Source organism: Pseudomonas sp. 2hn, assembly GCF_019646095.1.
GTDB classification, from domain to species: Bacteria; Pseudomonadota; Gammaproteobacteria; order Pseudomonadales; family Pseudomonadaceae; genus Aquipseudomonas; species Aquipseudomonas peradeniyensis.
In genome coordinates, this window is record NZ_CP081016.1 from 2,912,455 (window position 1) to 2,938,136 (window position 25,682).

7 protein-coding genes are annotated in these 25,682 nt (G+C 69.1%); 5 read left to right on the forward strand and 2 right to left on the reverse strand.

What is annotated here, in order from left to right; translation table 11 throughout:
* Positions 1-358: 358 nt before the first annotated feature.
* The 5 genes from K2O50_RS13140 to K2O50_RS13160 are packed head-to-tail and all read left to right on the forward strand — an operon-like array spanning position 359 to position 23,993.
* Complete coding sequence (locus tag K2O50_RS13140; protein ID WP_050705533.1) at positions 359-9,340, forward strand: non-ribosomal peptide synthetase; 8,982 nt, start codon at positions 359-361, stop codon at positions 9,338-9,340.
* Complete coding sequence (locus K2O50_RS13145) at positions 9,337-13,452, forward strand: non-ribosomal peptide synthetase (RefSeq protein ID WP_050705534.1); 4,116 nt, start codon at positions 9,337-9,339, stop codon at positions 13,450-13,452. The genes K2O50_RS13140 and K2O50_RS13145 overlap by 4 nt, the downstream gene beginning before the upstream one ends.
* Positions 13,449-22,469, forward strand: coding sequence for a non-ribosomal peptide synthetase (locus tag K2O50_RS13150; protein WP_050705535.1), 9,021 nt, complete (start codon positions 13,449-13,451; stop codon positions 22,467-22,469). The genes K2O50_RS13145 and K2O50_RS13150 overlap by 4 nt, the downstream gene beginning before the upstream one ends.
* On the forward strand, positions 22,459-23,142 hold the full coding sequence (locus K2O50_RS13155; RefSeq protein ID WP_050705536.1) for a hypothetical protein: 684 nt from the start codon (positions 22,459-22,461) through the stop codon (positions 23,140-23,142). The genes K2O50_RS13150 and K2O50_RS13155 overlap by 11 nt, the downstream gene beginning before the upstream one ends.
* Positions 23,124-23,993 (forward strand): TauD/TfdA family dioxygenase, encoded by an 870-nt coding sequence (locus tag K2O50_RS13160; RefSeq protein WP_050705537.1) that lies wholly within the window; start codon positions 23,124-23,126, stop codon positions 23,991-23,993. Before K2O50_RS13155 ends, K2O50_RS13160 begins: the two co-directional genes overlap by 19 nt.
* Here the strand turns inward: K2O50_RS13160 and K2O50_RS13165 are convergent.
* Positions 23,990-24,679, reverse strand: a complete 690-nt coding sequence (locus K2O50_RS13165; protein ID WP_050705538.1) for a hypothetical protein — start codon at positions 24,677-24,679, stop codon at positions 23,990-23,992. The two genes, K2O50_RS13160 and K2O50_RS13165, sit on opposite strands and share 4 nt — an antisense overlap.
* Positions 24,648-25,682 carry a GSCFA domain-containing protein gene (locus K2O50_RS13170; RefSeq protein ID WP_050705539.1) on the reverse strand — a complete coding sequence of 345 codons (1,035 nt, stop codon included), beginning with the start codon at positions 25,680-25,682 and terminating at the stop codon, positions 24,648-24,650. Before K2O50_RS13170 ends, K2O50_RS13165 begins: the two co-directional genes overlap by 32 nt.

Sequence of the window (25,682 nt, forward strand, 5' to 3'; positions counted from 1 at the left end):
GCGTCAATGGATTGCCGCTGACCCACAGGTCGCCGGCACCGCAGCCGAAGGGACCACCCAGGCTCAACGCTCGTGGCCCTTCAACGCCCCCCCATAAGGATGGTGAGGTTTCAATTGGTCACGCAGTCTGGAATCGTCGATATGACGGGCCGTGCGCCCGTAGTCGCTGCTCTTCCCATCACGTGCGCTGCCGCCCGGCCGCACGGCGTCCCGCCCACCACTCCCGCACGCAACGGTGTAGCGCTCGGCCCCTGATCGCCGACGCATGACCGCCCCGGCCCGATGGCCGGGCCCGACAGGCAGGACGCCCGTCGTCCTGCACGTCCCATAAGAACAATACTCATGGATGGCATCCTCGATGTTCGACACCACCCCCTCGCGCGGCACGGCCGGCGCGCAGCCCGACGTTTTACCCGAGAACTGGCACCACGATGCCCCGTTCGACGCCGACCAGTGCGTCCACGGCCTGTTCGAGGCCCAGGTGCGGCGCGCGCCGCAGGCCATTGCCGTGCGCTTTGGCGAGCAGGCACTGACTTATTCCGTGCTCAACGTCCAGGCCAACCGCCTGGCCCACCACCTGCGGACCCTGGGGGTCGGGCCGGATGTGCGGGTTGGCCTGTGCCTGACGCGTTCGCCGGCCATGCTGGTGGCCGTGCTCGCCGTGCTCAAGGCCGGTGGCGCCTACGTGCCGCTGGACCCTGGCTATCCACGGGCGCGCCTGGCGCACATGCTGGCCGACAGTGCCCCGGCGGTGTTGCTCAGCCATGGCCCGGCCCGGGCGGCACTCGAGGGCCTGGCAGCGGCCTCGACGCTGCTTGATCTCGATGACAACGCGGCCTGGGCCGAGCTTGCGTCCCATGACCCGGACCCGCGAGCGATCGGGCTGACCCCCAGCCACCTGGCCTATGTGATCTACACCTCCGGTTCCACCGGCACGCCCAAGGGGGTGATGGTCGAGCACCGTGGCCTGGTCGCCCTGGGCGCGGCCTGGGCGCAGTTGTATCCGCTGCAGGCACCGCTCAATCACCTGCAGATGGCTGGTTTCTCCTTCGATGTGTTCAGCGCCGACCTGATCCGCGCCTTGGGCTTCGGCGGCACCCTGGTGCTGTGCCCACGCGAGACGCTGATGGACCCGCCCGCACTGTTCCGGCTGTTGTGCGAAGCACAGGTGGGCTTTGGCGACTTCGTGCCAGCGGTGCTCGACCCGCTGCTGGACTGGGTCGAGGCGAACGGCCGCGACCTGGCCTTCCTGCGCACGGTGGTGTGCGGCTCGGATGTCTGGAGTGCTCATAGCGCTCGCCGGCTGCGCCGTCTGTGTGGCGAACGGGTGCAGCTGGTGCAGGCGTACGGCGTCACCGAGGCGAGTATCGACAGCACCTGCCACGAACTGCCGGCACATGAGGTGGCTGATGCTGTGCTGCCTATCGGTCGACCACTGGCGAACTGCCGCGTCTATCTGCTCGATGCGCAAGGGCAAGCGAGCGAGGAGGGTGAGTTGTACCTCGGCGGTGTCGGGGTCGCGCGCGGCTACCTGAACCTGCCGCAACTGACCGCCGAGCGTTTCATCGACAACCCCTTCGTAGCCGGCGAGCGCCTGTATCGCACCGGCGACCTGGCGCGCCTGCGCGGCGATGGCCAGCTCGAATTCCTTGGTCGCGGCGATCAACAGGCCAAGCTGCGCGGCCTGCGCCTGGAACTGGGCGAGATCGAAGCGCGCCTGGCGCAGGTGCCCGGCGTGCGGCAAAGCCTGGTGCTGCTGCGCGAGGATACGCCCGGCGAGCCCCGCCTGGTGGCCTATTTCGCTCAGCAGCCGGGCGCCGGGCTGGTCCCGGCGGCCCTGCGCGAGCAATTGAGCGAACACCTGCCTGACTACATGCTGCCGAGCGCCTATGTGGAGTTGCCTGCCTTGCCGCTGACCGCCAACGGCAAGTTCGACCGCGTCGGCCTGCCCGCGCCGGACGCCGCTGCTTTCGAGCAACGTGACTACCAGGCGCCGCAGGGGGCGCTGGAAACCAGCCTGGCGGCGATCTGGGGCGAGGTACTGGGTCTTGCGCGTATCGGCCGCGACGATCACTTCTTCGCCCTGGGCGGCCATTCGCTGCTGGTCATGCGCGTGCTGGCCCGCGTGCGCCAGGACCTGGGGCGCGAAGCCGCGCCGGTGGCGCTGTTCGAAAACCCGCGGCTCTTGGACTTTGCTCAACGGCTGCAGGCCAGCCAGGACGAAGCGCGGCTGCCGATCAAGGCAGTCGAACGCACGGGCGCGCAAACGTTGTCGTCCGCCCAGCGCCGGCTGTGGTTCCTGGCACAGATGGAGGGCGGCAACGCCGCTTACCACATGCCGCTGAACCTGCGTCTCAAAGGTGCCTTGCAGGTGCAGGCGTTGACGGACAGCCTGGACAAGCTGGTAGCGCGCCATGAGGCGCTGCGCACTACCTTCGTCAGCGTCGAGGGCGAGGGGCGGCAATGCGTCGGCGCCGCAGACCAGGGCATGGCCCTGGTCCAGGTCAACCTGCAGGGCCTGCCCGATGCCACCGCACGCCTGGACGCGCTGATCGAAGAGGAGGGCGCAAGACCGTTCGACCTGGCCAAGGGACCGCTGATGCGTGCCTGCCTGGTGCGCCTGGCACCGGACGAGCACGTGCTGCTGCTGACCCAGCACCACATCATCTCCGACGGCTGGTCGGTGGGCGTGCTCACCCGAGACCTGGAGGCCCTGTATGGCGCCGCCGTGCAAGGCATCGACGCGACACTGCCGGCATTGCCGGTGCAGTACGTGGACTATGCCGCCTGGCACCCGCGCTGGCTGGCTGGCGAGCGGCTTGAGGGCCAGCGCCGGTACTGGCAGCAGGCGCTGGAAGGCGCGCCGCCGCTGCTGACCCTGGCGACCGACCACCCGCGCCCGACGGTGCAGGATTACCGGGGTGGATTCGTGCCGCTGATGCTGGATCGCGATCTGACCACGCGCCTGAAGGCGTTGTGCGGCGCCCATGGCGGCACGCTGTTCATGGGCTTGCTGAGCGCCTGGTCGCTGCTGCTGATGCGCCTGTCCGGGCAGGACGACGTGGTGGTCGGCGTGCCCACGGCCAACCGTCCGGACCCGGCGCTGGACGGGCTGATCGGTTTCTTCGTCAACACCCTGGCGCTGCGCATGACCCGCAGCGGTGCACCGACGCTGGAGCAGTGGCTGCGCCAGGCCCGCCAGGTAACCGTGCAGGCCCAGGCTCACCAGGACCTGCCGTTCGAGCAACTGGTGGAGTTGCTCAACCCGCCGCGCAGCCTGGCCTACAGCCCGGTGTTCCAGGTGCTGTTCGCCTGGGAGCAGGACCAGGGCCAGACCCTGGCCTTGCCCGGGCTGGACATCAGCCCCGTGCCGTGCAGCCAGCCGGTGGCGAAATTCGACCTGCAACTGGCCCTGAGCGAACGTGATGGCCAGATCATCGGTGGGCTGGAGTACGCCAGCGGGTTGTTCGAACGCGCCACCGTGGAGCGTATCGGCGAGTACCTGCGCCGCTTGCTGGAAGGCATGGTCGACAACCCCGGGCAGTCCATTGCCACCCTCGAGCTGCTTGATGCCGCGCAGCGCGAGCAAGTGTTGGACCGCTTCAACCGCACGGCCCGCGACACAGCCGGCCAGCCGAATTGCATGGCGCGCCTGGCGGCCATCGCCCGCCAGACACCGGATGCCGTGGCGCTGGTGGCCGACGGGCAGTCGCTGAGCTATGCCGAACTGGACCGTGCAGCCAACCGCCTGGCCCAGCACTTGGTCGCCCTGGGCATCGGCCCTGAGCAGCGGGTGGGACTGTGCCTGGAACGCTCGGCGCAGATGGTCGTCGGCCTGCTGGCGATCCTCAAGGCCGGCGCCGCCTATGTGCCGTTCGACCCGGCGTACCCGGCCGAGCGCCTGGCCTTCATGCTCGTCGACGCCGCGCCGCGCCTGGTGCTGACCCAGGCCTCGCTGCGCCCGGGCCTGCCGCAGGCGGTCGAGATGCTGTGCCTGGACGCCGACGCCGACGCCGCGCGCTGGGCCGACTGCCCGGACAGCGAGCCGCAGGTGACTGTCCATCCCGAGCACCTCGGCTATGTGCTCTACACCTCCGGCTCGACTGGCCGCCCCAAGGGCGTGGCCCACAGCCGTCGGGCCCTGGACAATCTGATTGCCTGGCAACTGGAGGACGCATCAACGCCTTGTCGCGTCCTGCAGTTCGCCTCGCTGAATTTCGACGTGTCGTTCCAGGAGATCTGCAGCACCCTGTGCCAGGGCGGCACCTTGCAGTTGATCAGCGAGGCCGAGCGCAAGGACCTGGCCACCTTGCGTCCGACCCTGGTGGCCCAGAACGTGGGGCGTGCGTTCCTGCCGTTCGCCGTGTTGCAACAACTGGCCGCCGTGACCGAGGCCGACGCGCCGATGCCGCCCGGCGGCTGCGAGATCGTCACCGCCGGCGAGGCGCTGCAGGTCAATGACGCGCTGCGCGCCTTCGTCCGTGGCCTGGGCGGCACGCGCCTGCGCAACCAGTACGGGCCGACCGAGACCCATGTGGTCAGCCAGTTCAGCCTTGATTGCGCCGATGCCGAGCACTGGCCGGAGTTGCCCGCCATCGGCAAGCCGATTGCCAATGCCCGGCTCTACGTGCTGGACGGCGACCTGAATCCATTGCCGGTGGGTGTCCCGGGCGAGCTGTATATTGCAGGCGACTGCCTGGCGCGTGGCTACCTCAACCGCCCACTCCTGAGCGCCGAGCGCTTCCTGCCCGACCCGTTCAACCCGCAGCCCGGCGCACGCATGTATCGCAGCGGCGACCTGGCCCGGCTGCAGGCCGATGGCAACGTGCAGTACCTGGGGCGTGCGGACCAGCAGGTCAAGCTGCGCGGTTTCCGTATCGAGCTGGGCGAGATCGACAGCCTGTTGCGTCAGCAGCCGGGCGTGCAGGACACCGCCGTGTTGCTGCGCGAAGACATTCCCGGTGATCCGCGACTGGTCGCCTACGTGGTGGGCAGCGGCGATCCGCAGACCCTGCGCGCCGCCTTGCAACGGCAACTGCCTGAGCACATGCTGCCCAGCGCCTGGGTCAGCCTCGCGCAGCTGCCGCTGACCCGCAACGGCAAGCTCGACCGCCAGGCGCTGCCTGCGCCCGAGCGTGGCGGTGCGGCGCATTTCGAGCCACCACGCAACGAGACCGAACGGCGCATGGCCCAGGTCTGGGCCGAGGTGCTCAAGTGCGAGCGGATCGGTATCCATGACAACTTCTTCGACCTGGGCGGCCACTCGCTGCTGGCCACGCGCCTGGTCTACGCGATCAACCAGCGCCTGGGCGCGCAGCTGTCGCTGAGCAGTCTGTTCCAGGCACCGGTGCTGATGGACCTGGCCGCGCAGGTCGGGGTGACGCAAGAGGCCCATGGCGAACCCCAGGCGCAGGCCTTGCAGACAGACCCGACCGGACGCCATGCGCCGTTCCCGCTCACCGACATCCAGCAGGCCTACTGGTTCGGCCGTGAGGCCAGCGTCAGCCTCGGCGGGGTCAGCGCCCATGGTTACGAGGAGTGGCGCATCCCCGATTTCGATGTGCCGCGCTTCGAGACGGCGCTGAACCGCATGATCCAGCGCCACGACATGCTGCGCGTGGTGTTCCTCGGCGACGGTACCCAGCAGGTGCTGGAACAGGTGCCGGTTTACCGGCTGGCCCGTTGCGACCTGCGCGGCATGAGCGGCGAGGAAGCCCGGAATGCCCTGATGGCTGTCCGCGAGCGCCAGTCGCACCAGGTGCTCGACGCCAGCCGCTGGCCGCTGTTCGACTTCAGCGTATCGCTGCTCGACGATAGTATCAGTCACCTGCACATCAGCCTCGACGCCCTGGTGGTCGATGCCGCCAGCACGCAGATCCTGGCCCGTGAGCTGATGGGGTACTACCACGAGCCCGAGTTGGAACTGCCCGATCCGGGCGTGACCTTCCGCGACTATGTGCTGGCCGAGCGCCGCTTGCGTGCCGACTCGTCCTATGAACGCGCCCTGGACTACTGGCGCGGGCGGATCGAGACCCTGGCTCCCGCCCCGGACCTGCCACGGGTATGCCAGCCGGAAAGCATCGCCAACCCGCACTTCACCCGCCGCGACCGCGACATGCCGGCAGAGCAGTGGAGCCGGCTCAAGGCCATGGCCCGGCAGTTCGGCGTCACCCCGTCGGTGATGCTGCTGACCGCGTTCAGCGAAGTGCTGGCGCTGTGGAGCCGCCAGCCGCGCTTCACCCTCAGCCTGCCGCTGTTCAACCGGCTGCCGCTGCACCCGCAGGTGGATGCGATCATCGGCGACTTCACCTCCCTGGTGCTGCTGGAAGTGGCCATCGACGGCAACGCCAGTTTCACCGACAAGGCCCGCGCCGTGCAGGCGCGCCTGTGGCAGGACATCGACCACTCGGTGGTCAGTGGCGTGCGCGTGCTGCGCGAGCTGTCCCAGGTCCGCGGCGTACAACAGACGGCGATGCCGATCGTGTTCAACAGCACCCTGTCGGAAGCGGCGCCGGAGCTGGCCGAGTTCAACCTGGGCGACGCCTTGGGCGCGACGCTGGAACACAGCATCACCCAGACCCCGCACGTATGGCTCGACCACACCCTGCTCGAACTCGAAGGCCGTCTGCTGTTCAACTGGGACAGTATCGATGCGCTGTTCCCCGAGGGCATGATCGGGCAGATGTTCGTCGCCTACAATGCGCTGCTCGACCGTTTGCTCGCCCCTGATGCCTGGGCCGCCAGCACGCCGCAGTTGCTGCCCCAGGCGCGCCTGCCGCAGGCGCCACCAGCGCCACGGGATCTGCCGTTGCTGCACGCGCTGTTCGAGCGCCAGGCCCTGGCCACGCCACAGGCCATCGCGGTGCTGGGTGCCCGTGAGCTCAGCTACGGCCAATTGCGCCAGGAGGCCCGTCAGCTGGCCGCGCAGTTGCAATCCCGTGGCGTGCAGCCCAACCGGCTGGTCGCCGTGGTGATGGAGCGCGGCTGGGAGCAGGTGGTGGCGACGCTGGCGATCCTCTATGCCGGTGGCGCCTACCTGCCCATCGACCCGAACCTGCCCGGCGCGCGCCTGCGCCATATCCTCGAACGCGCCGAGGCCAGCCTGGCGCTGACTCAGCCGTGCCTGCTGGAGCGGGTGGCGTGGCCAACGCAGGTCACCGTGCTGCCGGTCAGCGACCAGCCGGACAGTCCGGTCGAACCACTGCGCGACGCGCAGGTGCGGCCCGGCGACCTGGCCTACGTGATCTACACCTCCGGCTCCACCGGCACGCCCAAGGGCGTGGTGATCGACCACCAGGGCGCGGTGAACACCTTGCTCGACATCAACCGCCGCTTCGCCGTGGGCCCGCAGGACCGGGTGCTGGCCATCTCGTCGTTGAGCTTCGACCTGTCGGTGTACGACTTCTTCGGCACCCTGGCGGCGGGCGCGGCGGTGGTTATGCTCGAACCGCAGCTGAGCCTGGATCCTGCGCACTGGACCGCATTGATCGAACGGCACCGGGTCAGCCTGTGGAACTCGGTGCCGGCGCTGCTGGGCATGCTGGTGGAATACCTGGAGGGCGAGGGCAGGGTGCTGCCTGCGAGCCTGCGCCTGGCCATGCTCTCCGGCGACTGGATCCCGCTGGCACTGCCCGAGCGCGCCCGGGTGTTGCGTCCGGGCTTGCAAATGATGAGCCTGGGTGGGGCTACCGAAGCATCGATCTGGTCGATCGGCTACCCGATCGACCAGGTCGATCCGGACTGGCGCAGCATTCCCTATGGCCAGGCGCTGGATCACCAGCGTTTCCATGTGCTGGACGAGGCGCTGCAAGTACGCCCGACCTGGGTCACCGGTCACCTCTACATCGGTGGCATCGGCCTGGCCAAGGGCTACTGGCGCGACGAGGCGCTGAGCGCCAAAAGCTTCTTCGACCATCCGCTGACCGGCGAGCGCCTGTACCGCACCGGAGACCTGGGGCGCCTGCTGCCGGATGGCAACATCGAGTTTCTCGGTCGCGATGACAACCAGGTCAAGGTCCAGGGTTATCGGATCGAGCTGGGCGAGATCGAGGCGGTGCTCAACCGTCACCCCGGCGTGCACAGCGCGGTGGTGCGCATCCTCGGCGAGGCCCAGGCGCACAAGCGTCTGGCCGGCTATGTGCTCAAGGCCGACCCGGCGCTGCAGGCCGGCGATTTCGCCAGTTACCTGGCCGACAAGCTGCCGGCGTACATGGTGCCGGCGTCCTTCACTTTCGTGGAGGCCTGGCCACTGTCGGCCAATGGCAAGGTCGACAAGGGCCGCCTGCCCGAGCCCGAGCAGGTCCAGGCCGGTGGCCTGGCGCTGGAACTCGAAGGGCCGCAGGAGCAGCGCCTGGTGGCCATCGTCGAGCAGGTGCTGGGCAGGGCGGATATTGCCGCTGACGCCAACCTGTTGAGCCTGGGCGCCACCTCCATCGACATCGTGCGCATCAGCAACGCGCTGTCGAGCGAGCTGCGCTTCCGCCCCCATGTGGCGAACCTGCTGGCGCAGCCGACCCTGCTCAACCTGCTCGCGCTGTACCGCCAGCGCCAGGAGCAGGGCGCGTCACCGAGTACCAGTGTCGAAGCAGTGCTGGACGATCCGCAGCAGCGGGCGGCGTTCAAGGCCGAGCAGCGCGCACGGCGGCGCTTTGCCAGCGACACGCCGCAGGTGGCCCTGGCGCTGCCGGCCGATCCTGCTTTCGCCCGGCGCTACCGCGACTATCGCTCGGTGCGTCAGTACCTGGAACAGCCCATTGCCGAGCAGGCGTTCGCCGAACTGCTGGCGGTGCTGGCCCAGGGGCAGCTGGACGGCGAGGCGAAGTACCTGTTCCCGTCGGCAGGCGGCGCGTACCCGATCCAGACCTACCTCTACATCAAGCCCGGTCGGGTGCTGGGCGTACCGGGCGGTGCCTACTACCACGATCCGCTCGGGCACCGCCTGGTGGCCATGGGCGCCGGCGAGCTCGACCCGGACATCTACGACTACTTCGTCAACCGCCCGGTCTACGAGGGCGCGGCGTTCGCGCTGTTCTTCGTCGCCGACCTGGCGGCGATCCGTCCGCTGTACGGCGAGGGCAGCCATGACTTCTGCCTGATCGAGACCGGCGCCATGGCGCAATTGCTGACCATGGCCGCCGCTGACCTGGGGCTTGGCCTGTGCGGCGTCGGCTCGGTGGAGACGCGGCAGCTGGCAACGCTGTTCGACCTGGGCAGCAGCCATTCACTGATCTACTCGATGCTAGGCGGCGTACGTGCGCCTCACACGCCCCAACGCACAGCACCGGAAGCACTCGCCATCACGGCGCAGGACGACAACGACATGGAGGAATTCGAAGTATGAACGCCCATCAACTGCTGGCGTTTTTCGACCGCCATGGCGTGGCCCTCGAGGTGGACGGCGACAAGCTGCGCTGCAAGGCGCCCAAGGGGTTTCTCGACGAGGCCCTGATGCAGGCGCTGAAGACCCACAAGCAAACGCTGATCGCCTTGCTGGCCCGGCCTGACGACAACGCGCCGATCCCGCGTCGGCCGGACGGTCAGGCCCGTTTCCCGTTGTCGTTCTCGCAACGACAACTGTGGTTCCTCGACCGACTGGAACCGGGCAACCCGTTCTATAACGTGCCCTCGGCGGTGCGACTCAAGGGACGACTGGACGTGGCCGCGCTGGAACGGGCCTTGAACGCGCTGATCGAGCGCCACGCCATGCTGCGTACCACCTTCGTCAGCGTCGATGGCGAACCGCAGCAGGTGGTGCACGCCAGCAGGCCGCTGAGCCTGGCCGTGCTCGACCTGCGCCACTTGCCCGAGCCCGAGCGCCAGGCCTGCCTGACTGAGGCGGTCGAGGCCGAGGCCCGCGCCCCCTTCGACCTGGCAAGCGGCCCGCTGCTGCGGGCACGGCTGGTGCGGCTGGCCGACGAGGATCATGTGTGGCTGTACAGCGTGCACCATATCGTCGCTGACGGCTGGTCGATGGGCGTGATCCAGCAGGAGGTCGCCACCCTGTACAGTGACTTCCTGCGCGGCCAGCCGCCGAGCCTGGTACCGCTGTCTGTGCAGTACGCCGACTATGCCTGCTGGCAGCGACGACGCCTGGATGGCGAGGCACTGCAGGGCCAGCTCGACTACTGGCGCCGTGCCCTGGCCGACGCGCCGACGCTGCTGGATCTGCCCAGCGATCGTCCGCGTCCGCGGGTACAACGTTTTGTCGGTGCCACTTTCAGTTCGACGGTGGACGGCGACACCCTGGCCGAACTTGAGGCGCTGGCCCGGCATACCCAGGGTACGCTGTTCAATGTGTTGCTCGCCGCCCTGGACGTGCTGCTGTGGCGCTACAGCGGCCAGCACGACCTGTGCGTGGGCACGCCGTTCGCCAACCGGGGCAGGGTGGAACTGGAACCGCTGATCGGACACTTCGTCAACACCCTGGTGATCCGCCAGCGGCTCGATCCGCAACAGACCTTCGCCGAGCTGCTGCGCGAGGTGCGGGCGAACATGCTGGAGGTCCATGGGCACCACGATGCGCCGTTCGACCGGGTGGTCGAGGCGCTCAACCCGCCCCGTGACCCGGGTCATTCGCCGCTGTTCCAGGTGATGATGGTGTTGCAGAACACCCCCGGCTCCACACTGGCCATGCCCGGCCTCGCCTTGTCACCACATGGCACCGGCAGCGCCACGGCCAAGTTCGACCTGGCCTTCGAGTGGGTGGTGCGCGACGGCGCGTTGCATCTGCTGGTCGAGTACAACACCGACCTGTTCGACCGTACCACCATCGAGCGTCTCAGCCGCCACTACCGCCAGTTGCTCGCCCAGGGGGCCGCCGAACCCAAGCAGCCGCTGCACGCGCTGTCGTTGATGGATGCCGGCGAACGCGAAAGGGTGCTGCATGCCTGGAACCAGTCGCCCGCCCTGCAGGCACCGATCGACTGCGTGCATCGCCTGGTCGAGACACAGGCGGCGCGGTATCCGCAAGCCTGCGCGGTGGTGTTCGAGGGGCAGACCCTAAGCTATGCCGAGCTCAATGCCCAAGCCAACCGCCTGGCCCGTTACCTGCGCACCCTGGGCGTTGGCCCGGATGTGCGTGTGGCCGTGTGCATGGAGCGCTCGCTGGAACTGCCGGTGGCGCTGCTGGCGGTGCTCAAGGCCGGTGGCGCCTATGTGCCGCTGGATCCGGACTATCCGGTCGGGCGCCTGGGCCACATGCTTGGCGACAGCACCCCCGTGGCGCTGCTGACCCTGGGTTCGGCCCGGGCGACCCTGCACCAGGCCATGCAGGCCTGTGGCTGGGAGGCGCCGCTGATCGACCTGCAGGCCGACGCGCCCGGCTGGGCTGAACTGCCCGGCGACAACCTGGCGCCCCACGAGGTGGGCGTGACGCCCGAGCACCTGGCCTATGTGATCTACACCTCAGGTACTACCGGCCTGCCCAAGGGCGTGATGGTCGCGCACCGTGGGCTGGCCAACCTGCTGGTCTGGTGCCTGGGCGTCTGCGGTGAGGCCGGGACGATGCTGCACAAGATCCCGTTCGGCTTCGACGCCTCGGCTTGGGAGACCTTCTGGCCGCTGGCCACTGGTGGGCGGCTGGTGATCGCCCGGCCCGGCGGGCATTTCGAGCCGGGTTACCTGGCGCGACTGGTACGCGAGCAACAGGTCACGGCGTTGGTCTTCGTGCCGGCGATGCTGCAGCTGTTCCTGGAGGTGGAGGAGGCCAGCCAGTGCCACAGCCTCACCGACGTGTTCTGCGGCGGCGGCGAGCTGACGCCGGCCCTGGCGCGGCAGTTCCGCGCTCGACTGCCGCAGGCGCGGCTGCACAATGTCTATGGCCCCACCGAGACTACGGTGATCAACAGCATCTGGACCCTGGCGCCGGGCGATGAAATCCCGGCGCTGCGCCTGCCGATCGGCCGGCCCATCGCCAACAACCGCTTCCATGTGCTCGACGCCTTCGATGCGCCGGTGCCGCCCGGTGTCACCGGTCACCTGCATATCGGCGGCGTGGGCGTGGCTCGTGGCTACCTGGGGCTGCCGGCGCTGACCGCCGAACGCTTCATCGACAACCCGTTCGTGGCGGGCGAACGCCTGTACCGCAGCGGCGACCTGGCGCGCTACCGCGCCGACGGGCAACTGGAGTTCCTCGGGCGCGACGACTTCCAGGTCAAGCTGCGTGGCGTGCGTCTGGAACTGGGGGAAATCGAGGCGCGACTGCAGGCCTTCCCAGGCATCGCCTCCTGTGTGGTGCTGATGCTCGGCGAGCAGGCCCAGCACCAGCGCCTGGTAGCCTGCTGCGTGACGACTGCCACGCCGGACGAGCAGGCCGTGCGCGCGCACCTGGCCGAAACCTTGCCCAGTGCCGTGCTGCCCAGTGCGTACCTGTGGCTCGACGGCATGCCGCTAACCGCCAACGGCAAGGTCGACCGTCAGGCCCTGGCCGAGCGCGCGGACCTTGACCTGGCGGCGCGCCAGGTCAACCTGAGCAGTCCCCGCGACCCTATCGAGCTGGCCCTCTACCAGATCTGGAAAAGCCTGCTGCTGGCGCCGCAGATCGGCATCCGCGACAACTTCTTCGCCGTCGGTGGCACCTCCATCGCGGCGATCAAGATGGCCTACCAGATCGGCCAGGTATTCAATGTGGAGGTACCGGCCCGGGTGGTGCTCGGCCATCCGACCATCGAAGCTCAGGGTGGTTGGCTGCGGGCCGGGTCCAGTATCCAGGTGGACAATGGCAACCTGATCACCTTCCGCAGCGGTGACGGGCAGCGCAACGTGGTGTGCATCCACCCGGCCGGCGGCACCGCGTTCTGCTACCTGTCCCTGGCCAAGGTGCTGCCCGAGGCGGTTGGCGTGTACGGCGTGCAGTCGCCGGGGCTCAACCCCGGGGAGGCCACCGAGCCCACGGTCGAGGCGATGGCCGAGGCCTACCTGCGTCAGATCGAGCCCTTGCTGGAGCGGCCGCTGGTGCTCACCGGGCTGTCGTTCGGCGGCCTGGTGGCCTACGAGATGGCCCGGCGCCTGCGCGAGGCCGGGCGGGCGTCGGTCAGCGTGGTGCTGCTCGATACCCAGGGCTCGGACGATCCGGCCTTTCGCGGGCAGATCGGCACCGTCGACATGGCTGAGTTCCGCGACAAGCTGGTGCGCTTCAACGGCATGTACCCCGGTATCGAGGACGCCCAGGTCGAGCGCTACTTCCACCTGTACAACCACAATCGCCTGGCCATGGCCGCCTACACCTGTCCGCCGCAGGCCGGGCGGGTGGTGCTGGTGCAGGCCCGCGAAGACCTGCCGCGTGGCCAGCTGCGCGCCTTGCGCGGGTTCTGGCGGCGTCGCGCTGCCGACGGCTACCTGGCCACCCTGGTGCAGGGCGGTCATTGGGACATGCTCGAAAGCGCCGAGATTCATCGGGTCTCACGGACGATCCAGCGCGAACTGCAACGTTTCGATGCCCAGGAGGGGAAATGATGAGCGTGCTCCAGGACACCGTGCTTGCGCGTTTTGCCGCCCAGGTTCAACGAGATCCGCAGGCCCTGGCGGTGATCGACCGACAGTTGCACATGACTTACGCCGAGCTGGCCAGCGCCAGTGAGCGCATCGCCCGGGGGCTGCAGGCGCGGGGCGTATCGCCGGGCCAGGCCCTGGCGCTGTACCTGCCGCGCGGCTGGCAATGGCTGGCGACACTGCTTGGCGCGCTCAAGGCCGGGGCCGTGGTGATGCCGCTGGACCGGGCCAGCCCGGCCGAGCGCCGCGGGCTGATGCTGGCCGATGCCGCCTGCGTGGGCGTGCTCAGCCTCGCCGATGCGCCCCAGGGGCTGCCGGGGCCATGGGAGGCCAGTGTCGAGGCGTTGCTGGACCACCCGGACCAACCGGCCCAGCCGTTGCCGGAAACCTTTGCCGAGGTCATGTGCCTGTTCTACACCTCCGGCACCACCGGGGTGCCCAAGGGCGTGGAGGTTGGCGAGCGCGGGCTGCTGCGCCTGGCGCAGGCCGGCAGCTATATCGACATCCATCCGGGCCAGCGCTTCGCCTGCCTGTCCAACCCGGCGTTCGATGCCTGCAGCTTCGAGCTGTGGGCGCCGTTGCTCAATGGTGGCTGCGTGGTGATGGTCGCCGACGAGGAGGTGTTCGACGCCCGCCGGCTGGCCCGGCTGCTACAGGTACAGCAGGTCGACACCCTGTTCATCACGGTGTCGCTGTTCAACACCCTGAACGCGCAGTACCCGGCGTGCTTTGCCAGCTTGCGCCAGGTGCTGACCGGTGGCGAGCAGGTCAGTCCGGTGGCGGTGCGTGCCTGGTACCATGCCAACCCGGACAGCGCCTGCCGTCTGTTCAACGTCTACGGCCCCACCGAGTGCACCACCTTCGCCCTGTGCCACCCCATCCCACGTGACTTCAGCGGCGACAGCGTGCCCATCGGCCTGCCGCTGGCGGACACCGGCATGCAGGTGCTCGACCCACGCCAGCAGCCGGTGGCGCCGGGAGAAGTCGGCGAGCTGTACCTCAGCGGCAGCGGTGTGGCCCGTGGCTACCGCAACCGCCCCGAAGAGACCGCACGCGCTTTCGTGCGCCTGCCGGCGCTGGATGGCGGGCGGCAGGTGCACTACCGCACCGGCGACCTGGTGCGGGTCAATGCCCAGGGGCAGGTCGAGTGCCTGGGGCGGGTCGACCGGCAGATCAAGGTTCGCGGTTTTCGCATCGAGCCGGGCGAGGTGGAGCAGCGCCTGCTCGAACACCCCCAGGTCGCCCAGGCCTATGTCTGCAGCCGCCGGCAGGCTGCCGAGGACCATCAACTGCTGGCCTTCCTGGTGCCGTGCGGGGAACTGGACTATCGCGCGTTCGACGCCTACCTGCGTGCCCAACTGGCGCCCTGGATGCGCCCGCACCAGTTGTTCCGGGTGCCAGGCCTGCCGCTGACGGCCAACGGCAAGATCGACCAGGAGCGCCTGCTTGCCCAGGCCGACACGCCCTGGCGACCGCCTGTCGAGGCCGGCGAGCACTCGCAGGCCCTGGACTGGCTGTTGCAGCAGGCGCGCACGCTGCTTGGGCAACCCGCCCTGGGGGGCCAGGACGACTGGCTCGGCAGTGGCGGTGATTCGCTCAGGGCCATGCGCCTGAGGTCGGCGATCCGTGACCGCTGGCAGCAGGAAATCAGCATGGCGACGTTGCTCGGCGAGCCGTTCGCGGCCTTGGCCGAGCGTCTGCAAAGCGGGCAGGGCATGGCGCCGGCCTATCCCCCCGCACCGGCCGCGCAAGGCGCCCGTCGCGGTCCGGCCAGCGCCGAGCAGCGCCGGCTATGGCTGGAGCAGCAGCGCGTGCCCGACTCGACCGCGTACAACGTGCCCATGGTCCTGCACCTGGCCGCAGGCGCCGATCCGCAGGCCCTGGCCGAGGCGGTAAGGCGACTGGTGGCCAGGCACCCCGCGTTGCGCACGGCTTTCGTGGCGGGCGCCGACGGTCCGGAGCAGGTCGTCGGCGAGCAGGCGGCGGTGTGCCGGGTGCTGGCAGCGGGCGCGCTGGACGACAGCACCTGGCCAGCCTTCGCCAGCCTGGTGTTCGACACCCCGTTCGAGCTGGCAAGCCCCACGCTGCTGCGCGCCTGGGTGGCGCCCCACGCTGACGGCAGCTGCCGCCTGCTGCTGAACCTGCACCATATCGTCACCGACGGCTGGTCAATGAACCTGCTGTTCGACGACCTGGCCAGCCTGTACCAGGACGTCCTGCAAGGGCAGGACAGCACAGCAGCCACGCCGGCACTGGACACCCTGGACTTCGCCTTGTGGCAGCGGCAGTGGAGCGTCAGCCCACACTACCGGGAGCAGCGCCGCGCCTTGGCAACCCTGCACGCCCATCACGGTGAGGCGACCCCGCCGCGGCCACCCAGGTATCCCGGGGAAACAGGAGGGCGGCTGTATCGCCAGCCCCTGGGTGAACGGCGCAGCGCCGCGCTCGAACGCTTTTGCACCGAGCAGCGCCTGACCCGCTTCGACGTGCTGTTCAGCGTCTTTGCCTGGAGCCTGCACGCCCTGGTCGGCTGCGAGCGCCCACGGATCGCCAGCCCGGTGGCCAACCGCCCGCTGGCCGAGTTCGAGGCCAGCGTGGGCATGTTCGCCAACACGGTGCTGATCCCGACCGATCTGCAGGGCACGCCAGCGCTGGGCGAGCAGCTGCGCCGACAGACCGCCACCGTGCGTGACGTGCTGGCCTTGCAGGACGTGGCCCTGGCTGATCTGGTCGAGGACCTGCGGCTGTCCTCCGACCAGGCCCTGTTCGACTACCTGTTCGTACTGGAGAACACCGACTACGCCAAGCTCGCCGCCGCACCCTTGCGGGCCAGCCTGGAGCCGTACCCGACACCCCAGGCCAAGTGTCCGCTGACCTTGCTGGTGGTGGGCGGCGAGGGGCCGCTGGAGTGCTGGTGGGAATACCAGTGCAGCCATTTCGACGCTCATGAGGTGGCCGCGCTGGACCAACTGCTGCAGCGGGGGTTGGATTTGCTGCTCGACGACCCTCGGGCGACCCTCGACAGCCTGGTAATGCCTTATCGGCAAAGCCTGCCGCCGGCCAGCGAAGGCCTGGCCGCCACGCTGCCGTTCGCCACGCTGGCCGACTGGTTCGAGCATCAGGCGCAGCAGACTCCCGAGGCCACCGCGCTGGTCGCCGGGCAGCGGCAGTTGAGCTACGCGCAACTGAATGCGCTGGCCGACACCCTGGCGGCGACTTTGTCCAGCCAGCACGTACTCGACGAGTCGGCGACCATGGTGCTGTTCCTGGCGCCGTCGGTGGAGCATGTGGTGGCCTTGCTGGCCCTGGCCAAGCTCAATATCACCGCCGTGCCGCTGGACCCGAACTACCCCGTTGCGGTGCAGCGCCAGGTGCTGGCCCAGGCGCGTCCGGACTGCGTGCTGTTCAGCAGCGCCACCGAAACGGCCCTGGCGGCGCTGGACGTCGAGCGCCTCAGCCGTCACCGGGTGGACCTCGAGGCGCCGGCACGGTCCCTGGAACGCCTGCGCCACAACGGCGAGCGGCCGCTGTACACCTTGTTCACCTCGGGCTCGACCGGTACGCCGAAGGGGGTGCAGGTGGCCGACCGTACCCTGTGCAACCTGTTGCACTGGCAGCGCCACGCCGGCCAGTTGCCGGCCCGTTCGGTGACCATGCAGTTCTCCATGCTGTCGTTCGACGTGGCGTTCCAGGAGCTGTTCGGCACCCTGTGCGGCGGCGGTTGCTACCATCTGATCGAGCCCCACTGGCGCCAGGACGCCCAGGCGCTACTGGCGTACCTGCAGCAGGCGCGTATCGAGCGGCTGTTCCTGCCCTGCGTGGCCTTGCAGTATCTGGCGCAAGCCGCCGTCGCCCAGGGCATTTATCCTGCGACCCTGCGCGAGGTGGTGACGGCCGGTGAGCAGTTGCTGTGCAGCGAAGCGTTGCGCAGCTGGTTTGGCGGCATGCCCAAGGCCCGCCTGTTCAATCACTATGGCCCCACCGAAACCCATGTGGTCAGCGCCTACCGCCTGCCGGCGCAGGTGAGCGACTGGCCGCTGCGCGCGCCCATCGGGCAGGCGGTCGACAATGCCCGGCTGCTGCTGGTCGACGGCCGGGACCGTCCAGTGCCTCCTCGCAACCAGGGCTACCTGCTGGTGGCGGGGGCGATGGTCGCCCGCTGCTACCTGGCGGATGCGGCGCTCAACGCCGAGCGTTTCGTCGAACTGCCCCAGGCTGACGGCAATCGCTGCCTGTATTACCGCACCGGCGACCTGGCCTGGGTCGATGCCCAGGGTTGCCTGCACTACGTGGGTCGCGACGACCAGCAGGTCAAGCTCAGTGGCCATCGCCTGGAACTGGGGCAGGTCGAGGCGGCACTGATGGCGGTGGCCGGGGTGGCCAATGCGGTGGTGACGGTGCAGGGCGAGCCAGCGCGCCTCACCGCCTATCTGCAACTGACCGGCATGCCGCCCTCGGCGCAGGACCTCGATCGCCAGGTGGCGCGGCACCTGCCGGCCCATGTGCGCATCGACCAGTACCGACGCCTCGATAGCTGGCCGCGCACGCCCAGCGGCAAGGTCGACCGCAAGGCGCTGGTCGGGCAGGGCGAGGCCCTGGAGCGGCGGCGCGTGCAGGCGGCCACCTTGACCCCGCTGGAAAGCCAGCTGGCCGCGCTGTTCCGCGAGGTGATCGGCCACGACATCGAGCCGGCGCAGACCTTCTTCGAGGCCGGCGCCACCAGCCTGGGCCTTATGCGCCTGCAGGCGCGCTACGCCCAGGACTTGCCCGGCGCGCCCAGCATGGCCGAGCTGTTCGAGCACGTGACGATCCGTCGCCTGGCTGCGCACCTGGCCCGTGCCGAGGCCGCGCCGCAACGCCTGGAGCGCACGGTCACCGCTGGCGAACAGCCGATGGCGATCATCGGCATGGCGGTCAGCGTGGCCGGTGCCCGCAACCTGGGCGAGTTCTGGACGATGGTCCAGGGCAACGCGCTGGGCATCGAGCACTTCCAGGCCGGCGAAGGCCTGGTCGGCGCACGCAGCCAACTGCAGGGCATGCTCGACTTCGACCCCGAGTACTTCGGCATCAGCCGCCAGGAAGCGAGGCTGATGGATCCGCAGCAACGGCACCTGCTGATGGCCTGCGTGCAGGCCCTGCAGCATGCCGCCATCGTGCCGGCAGCGGGCGGCCCGCGCATCGGCCTGGTGGCCAGTTGCGGCGAGACCACCTACTTCCAGCAGCTGCTGCGCGAAAACGCTGAAGGCGACCTGCCGGACGGCTTCCAGCTGGCCCTGCACCACGACAAGGACTTCCTCGCCACCAAGGCCGCCTACCACCTGGACCTCACCGGGCCGGCGCTGAGCGTGCAGGCCGCCTGCGGCAGTTCGCTGATTGGCGTGCACCTGGCCTGCAACCTGCTGCGCCAGGGCGACAGCGACGTGATGCTGGCGGCCGGCGTGCTGATCGACCCGACCCTCAGCGACGGCTACCGCCACCGTTCGCAGCACATCTTCTCCCGCGACGGGCTGTGCCGGCCGTTCAGCGAGGATGCCAGCGGTACCCTCGGCGCCAGTGGCTACGGGGTGGTGGTGCTCAAGCCCCTGGCCCGCGCCCGTGCCGACGGCGACCGCATCTACGCGCTGGTGGAGGGCTCGGCGCTGAACAACGATGGTCGCGGCAAGATGAGCTACACCGCGCCGTCGGTGGCCGGGCAGGGCGCGGTGATTGCCCAGGCCCTGGAAAGGGCCGGGGTCGCAGGTGCCGACATCGGCTATGTCGAGGCCCACGGCACCGGCACCTTGCTCGGCGATCCGGTCGAGGTCGCCGCGTTGACCCAGGCGTTCGGCGAGGCGCCGGCGGGCAGTTGCGCTTTGGCCTCGGTGAAAAGCCAGATCGGCCACCTGGGCGCGGCGGCCGGCGTGGTCGGGCTGATCCGCGCCACGCTGGCGGTGTACCACGGGGTGATCCCGCCGAACCTGGGCTTTTCCCGGATCAATCCGCAGATCGACCTGGCGCGCTCGCCGTTCCATATCCCGACCACGGCACGTCCCTGGCCGACGGGGCGGCGGCGCATGGCCGGGGTCAGCAGCTTCGGCATCGGCGGCACCAACGCCCATGTGATCGTCGGTGCCGTGCAGGAGGAGCCACAGGTCCCTGAAGAGGCAACACCGTTGTTGCTGCTGTCCGCCCATAGCCGTGAGGCACTGGAGCGCGACATCGCCGCCACCGATGCCTGGCTGCGCGCCAACCCCGGGCAGGCACACGCGGTGTTGCGTCACCTGCAGGCCGGTCGCCGGCAGGGGCGTTGGCGCTTTGCGGCGCCGTACCGGGCGGGCGACGCCTTGCCGTTGTCGGCCATCCGCGAGGTCACGCCAACGCAGGTGCGGCTGAAGGCCTGCGAATACGCACCTGATGACCTGCTGACGGCGTGGTACGAGGGCGCGCATATCGAATGGCCGGGCCGTTCGGCGCCGCCGCCCTGGAACCTGCCGCCTGCGTCATTCGATCTGCAGGCCTTCCGTTTCCAAGGTCAAACTGCAGCGCTGCGCCAGCCACTGGCCGACTGGTTCCATCAACGGCAATGGCAGCGGGTGCGACGCCTGCGTAAATCCATGGCGCAGGGTGTCCGGCAGACGCTGGTGGCGTGCGTCCACGAGGCCGTCGACGACGCCGTGCTCGCAACCCTGGGTCGTGCCTACCGGCGGGTCGTGCAAGTGCAGGCAGGCCAGGGCTACCGCCAGCTCGCCACGGATCGCTTCGAGCTCGATGTGCTCGACACCCAGGCGCTGGGACGGTTGCTCGAGGCGCTGCCGGGTGAACTGGATTGGCTGCACGCCTTGCCCTTGTCGGTGACCGGCGCAGTCGACGAACAAAGCCTGGCAGCGGCCCAGTGGGCCTGCCTCGACACGCCCAGCAGCCTGTTGCAGGCCTGGGGCCAGGCACCGCGAGACGCCGACCTGCGCCTGTGGCTGCTGTCCTGGCAAGCGTGCCCGGTGCAGGGAGCGGTGGCGCGTCCGGAGCTTTCGGCCCTGGCCGGGGTGACCGAAGTGGCACCCCAGGAATACCCGCTGCGCTGCCACTGGCTGGATTGCCCGAGCCCATCGCTGGGCGAGCATGCCAACACCCTGGCCACGTTGCTGGCCGAACCCGAGGCATTGCCCCGGCGCATGGCGCTGCGCGAAGGCTACCTGTGGCAGCCGCGCCTGGTGCCAAGCCCGCTGCCGTCGCCCGCGGCGCCAGGCCTGGCCGAGCGCGGCACATACCTGATCCTGGGGGCTGGCGGCATCGGCCGCACCCTGTGCCAGCACCTGCTGCGCGCAGCGGACCGGCGCGTGGTGCTGCTGTCGCGTTCGCCGGTAGCGGACCTGGACCACGAGCGGGTCGATTGGGTGCAGGCCGATCTTGCCGACCTGCAGCGCTGGCCCCAGGTCCTCGAGGCGCTGGCCCGACGCTACGGGCGTTTCGACGGGGTGATCCATGCCGCCGGCATCGGCGCCGGCAGCCTGATTCGCCAGCGCGATGCCCGGCAGATGGCGATCGCCATGGCCGCCAAGACCCACGGCTTGCTTGCCGTGGAGGCGCTGATCGCACGGATGGCCCCGGATTTCGTGCTGTACTGCTCGTCCATGTCGGCGCTGTTCGGCGGTGCCGGTCACCTCGACTACGCCGCCGCCAACGCCGTGCTCGACGGCTTCAGCCATTACCGCGCAGCGGGCGACGAAGGCTGTCTGCGCCTGGGCATCAACTGGGATATCTGGCGAGATACCGGGATGGCCACGCGTGGCAACGGCAACGATGCGGCGCACCAGCAGCACCTGAAGGTCGGCCTGTCGGCGCAGGAGGGCTGCGAGGTGTTCGAGCGCGCCATGGCGGCGCAATTGCCCCAGGTGCTGGTCTCGACCACGGCACTGCACAGCGCCCGGCGTTTCTATCCGCGCCGTCATGGTGCCGTGGCCGCACCGGTCGACGAGCGGCCGCGCCAGGACGATCTGCCGACACGCCTGCGCGACTGCCTGTGCCAGTGGCTGGGGGTGGACTCGCTGGAGGACGATGACTCGTTGTATGACCTCGGCGCCGATTCCCTGACCCTGCTGGACTTGATCGACGAACTGCAGCGCGCCACCGGCGTGGTCGTGCAGCTGTCGCAGTTCAGCCCCCATGCCAGCCTGCGCGAGGTGCTGGCCCTGGTTGACGCCGACCCAGGCCAGGCCGAGTGCGGCAGCGACCCGTGGCGCGAGGCGCTGCGCATCGATCCGTGGCAGCAGGGCGATGGCCGCCACTGCCTTTACCTGATCCACCCGGTCGGTGGCGATGTCCAGGCCTACCGCGAGCTGGCCGCTACGCTGCACCCGAACCTCGGCGTGCGGGTGATCGCCGACCCGGTGCTGCGCCAGCCAGAACTGGCCAACCTTTCACTGGCAGCGCGGGCGCAGCTGTACCTGGAGGCGATACAGGCCGACCTGCCCGATGGCGCAAGCTGGGGGCTGCTCGGCTGGTCCTTCGGCGCCTGGGTGGCCCACGCTCTGTGCGCCTTGGCCCATGAGGCCGGGCACAAGCCACCGACGCTGTACCTGGTCGATCCACCCGCGCCGGACGCCGGGACAGAGTTGCGGCAGATCGACGAGGGGCAGATCCAGCAGGTGTTCGAACGGGAATTCGCCCTGCGCAACGGTGAGTCGGACAGGGCGCGCTACCTGGAGCGTCTGGTGACCTGCTGTCGCAACAACCTGGCAAGCATGCTGGGGCATGTACCGGCAACGCTGGCGGGCCCGACCGGGCGCCTGTTCATCGCCACGCACCCCAATCCCTATGGCATCGGCAGTGGCTGGCAGACCCAGGACCTGCGCCAGGCCTGGCAGGCCTTGCTGCCGGACCTGGACAGCTGGGCGGCGCTGGATACCGACCACTATGGCATCGTCACCGGCCCCTGGGCCCGGCAGATTGCCGAGGCGATCAATGCCGACCTGCTCAGGCAGGAGGAGCGTGTCCATGGTGCCTGAACACGCCACGCCACCGGCGTGGCTGAGCCCGCTGCTGCGGGTTTTGGGGGGCGGGCCCTTGGCGCAGCCGCTGGACCGTGAGGCGTACTGGCGCCTGCTGCACCTGTGGCAGGCCGAGGTGGTGCTGCCGCTGCTCACCGAGGCGCTCGCCGAACACGCTCCGGCCGTGGTCACGCTGCAACGCCTGCACCAACGTGCCAGCCTGGGCCTGTGTGGGCGCACCGGTGAATGGCGCGCTGCGCTCAGGCCGGTGCTGTTGCCGACGTTTCGCCGGGCCTACGACTTCGAGAGCGCCCATGCCCAGGCCTATGACAGCGCCCTGGCCTACGGCCGGGCGCCGTCCAACCAGGCCATGATCGCCGGGCAGTTCGGCGACGCCGAGGCCTTCGCCCGGCACTATGCGCAGTTGAGTACCGAGGCCAACGCCCAGGCATTCGCCACGGCCAACGCGGCAGCCAGCAGTGAGGTCGCCGCCCGCGCCTATGCCCACGCTGACGAACAGGCGTGCGCCAGTGTCGTCGGCGCCTTGGCGCGGGTCTGCAGTTGGGCCTGCGCGACCTCGATCGAGCAACGCATGGCGCTGACCACGCAAATGGCGGCAGGGCTCCAGCGCCTGGCGAGCCAATTCAATCAACACACATCAGGGAGGGAAGCATGGATCAACAGGGATTGAACGCCATCGAGCGGATTGCCGGCGCTCAACGCATGCCGTACCGCAGCATTAGCGTGGAACGGCTGACACCGGTCATCGGCGCCGAGATCGGCGGGGTCGACCTGTCGCGCAGTTTGCCGCCGGAGCAATTGGTGGAGATCCGCCGGGCGTTCCTGGAAAACCACGTGCTGGTATTCCGCGACCAGCAGCTGAGCGTCGAGCAGCACAAGGCCTTCGGTCGGCTGTTTGGCCAGCTGCGCGCCTTGCCGCTGGAGGACATCGACGGCGACGACCCGGAACTGGTGGTGATCCGCGCCAACGCCCAGTCGCGTTTCGTTGCCGGCGAAACCTGGCACACCGACGGCACCGCCGACCCGGAGCCGTCCATGGGCTCGATGCTGTATGTGAAGGAAACGCCGGCCATCGGCACGGGCGGCGACACCCTGTTCGCCAACATGCACCTGGCGCTGGAGATGCTGTCGCCGGCGATGCAGGGGTTTCTCGGCACCTTGACGGCCATTCATGACGGCGAGATCCCGTGGAAGGGCTACACGCCGCCGCCAGGCCTGCCCAAGACCGAACACCCGGTGGTGGTGCGCCACCCCGAAACCGGACGACCTTCTCTGTTCGTCAACTCGGGTTTCACCTCACACATCGTGCAGTTGTCCGCCGGCGAGAGCCAGGTGCTGCTGGGGATGTTGTTCGACCTGGTGGCCCGCGAGCCGGTGCTCAGTTGCCGGGTACGCTGGGCGCCGGGGACCCTGGTGTTCTGGGACAACCGCTGTACCCAGCACCATGCGGTGTGGGACTACTTTCCGCATTCGCGGTATGGCGAGCGGGTGACGATTCTTGGGGGGCGGCCCCAGGCCTAGGCCATCTGCCGCAACAACTGCCCGAGCACCAGCTCGCCAAAGGCCAGGTTGCCATGCAGCGGATCATCGACTTCACAGAACTCGACCCGCTGCAGCCCCCGGTCGTCATTGGCGGCCTCCCGCACATCGACCAGCTCGACGCCCAGGCCGCGCAGGCGCTCGACCAGCCGGGCCTGGGCGGCCATGAACACCCGCGCGTCGGACATCGGCGGCACCCTTTGCGGCGGCAGCACGGCGTATACCTTCAGGTCCAGGGCCAGTGCCTGCTCGTAGAACGCCAGGGCAGGGCGCGACAGGGTGTCGATGATCGTGGCGAACAACGGCCCTTCGAGAAAACCAGGGTCGAACTCGCCGTCCGCGCCCTGGTAGCACAGCCAGTTCTGGGTGGTGGCCAGGTAATGCACGCTCAGGCCGATGCTGGACACCAGCGGCCCGGGAATCCGTCCGAGATTGGGGGCGTCGAGCTGGGCGAGGGCCTGGCGGTACAGATGCTCGAGCTCGGCGTCGCGCATTGCCACGTCGTCCGCCGTCAGGCGGAAGAAGTCGACGCCGAAATCGCGCCCGGCACCCAGCGGCCCACCACCGAACGCCAGTCCTCGCGCCCTGGCGGCCAGGCCGACGACACCGACATGGGAGTCGCCCAGCAGCAGGAAACTAGGCGTAGTAGTCGAGTCTGGCGTCTTCACAGACAAGGTCCTCGCTGGCCAGGGATGGAGTGGCGGTGGGGGCTGCCGGCACGGTTTCGCCATCCAGGCCGGCAAAGAACTGGCGCATCACGAAGGCCACGCCCTCGGGCGTCACCTCGCGCTGGTTGGGCCGGTAGAACGCGCCCTTGAACGGTGTGCCGGTGATGATCTCGTAGGAGGGGAAGTAGTCCACTCCAGGCTGCTCATGGCACAGCTGACCAGCGACGGCGCGCAGCACTGACTTGGAATAGGTGGTGGCACTGAGCACATGTTCGCCAGTGGCGCTGGCGGTCAGCGGCACCGGCGAGACGGTGAGCAACAACTTCAGGTCCGGGTTCACCGACCGCATCAGCGCGATGGCGTCGGTCATGGCCTGGCAGGTGTCGTTGAAGCCGAAGTTGCGGAACTCGTGCACCCTTGGGTCGAATTCGCCGCGCACGGTGCCTGGGCATACCGGGTACAGCACGCCCGTGTCGCGGTTGGCCCAGGCTTCGGTCAGGCCCAGGGTGAAGACGAACACCTTGGCTCGGCGCAGCGCCAGGCGAATCGCCGTCAGGGTCTGCTTCCGGGAGTTGAACAGTGCCTGCTCGCTGGCAAAGCCGGCCGCATCCAGCGCCGGGCGGAACGGATCGAAGAAGCGCCCGTCGTGCTGCCAGGTTTCGCTCGACTGTGGCTGCCTGCCCAGCGCCCACTCCAGCCACTGGCGCAGCATCGCCGGGGTATAGAGGTTGCCGGTGCGGAACGAAAAAACGCCATACTGTTGCGCCTTGCGTTCCTGCTCGGTCATCGCGGCCGGCGCCGGCTCCGCGTCGAGCCAGTTCATCCCGCGCGCCACCAGGGCCTGGCCGATATGCTGGGCGAAGCAGGAACCTGCGGTGACGATGGCGTCCTTGGCGTCGATCTCGAAGGCGGGCGACCACAGCTCGCCGATCTGTCCGACGGGCCGCTCGGCGATCGCCGTGCGCCAGAAGGCGCGGGGTGGCAGGCATTGGTAGGGGTTCAT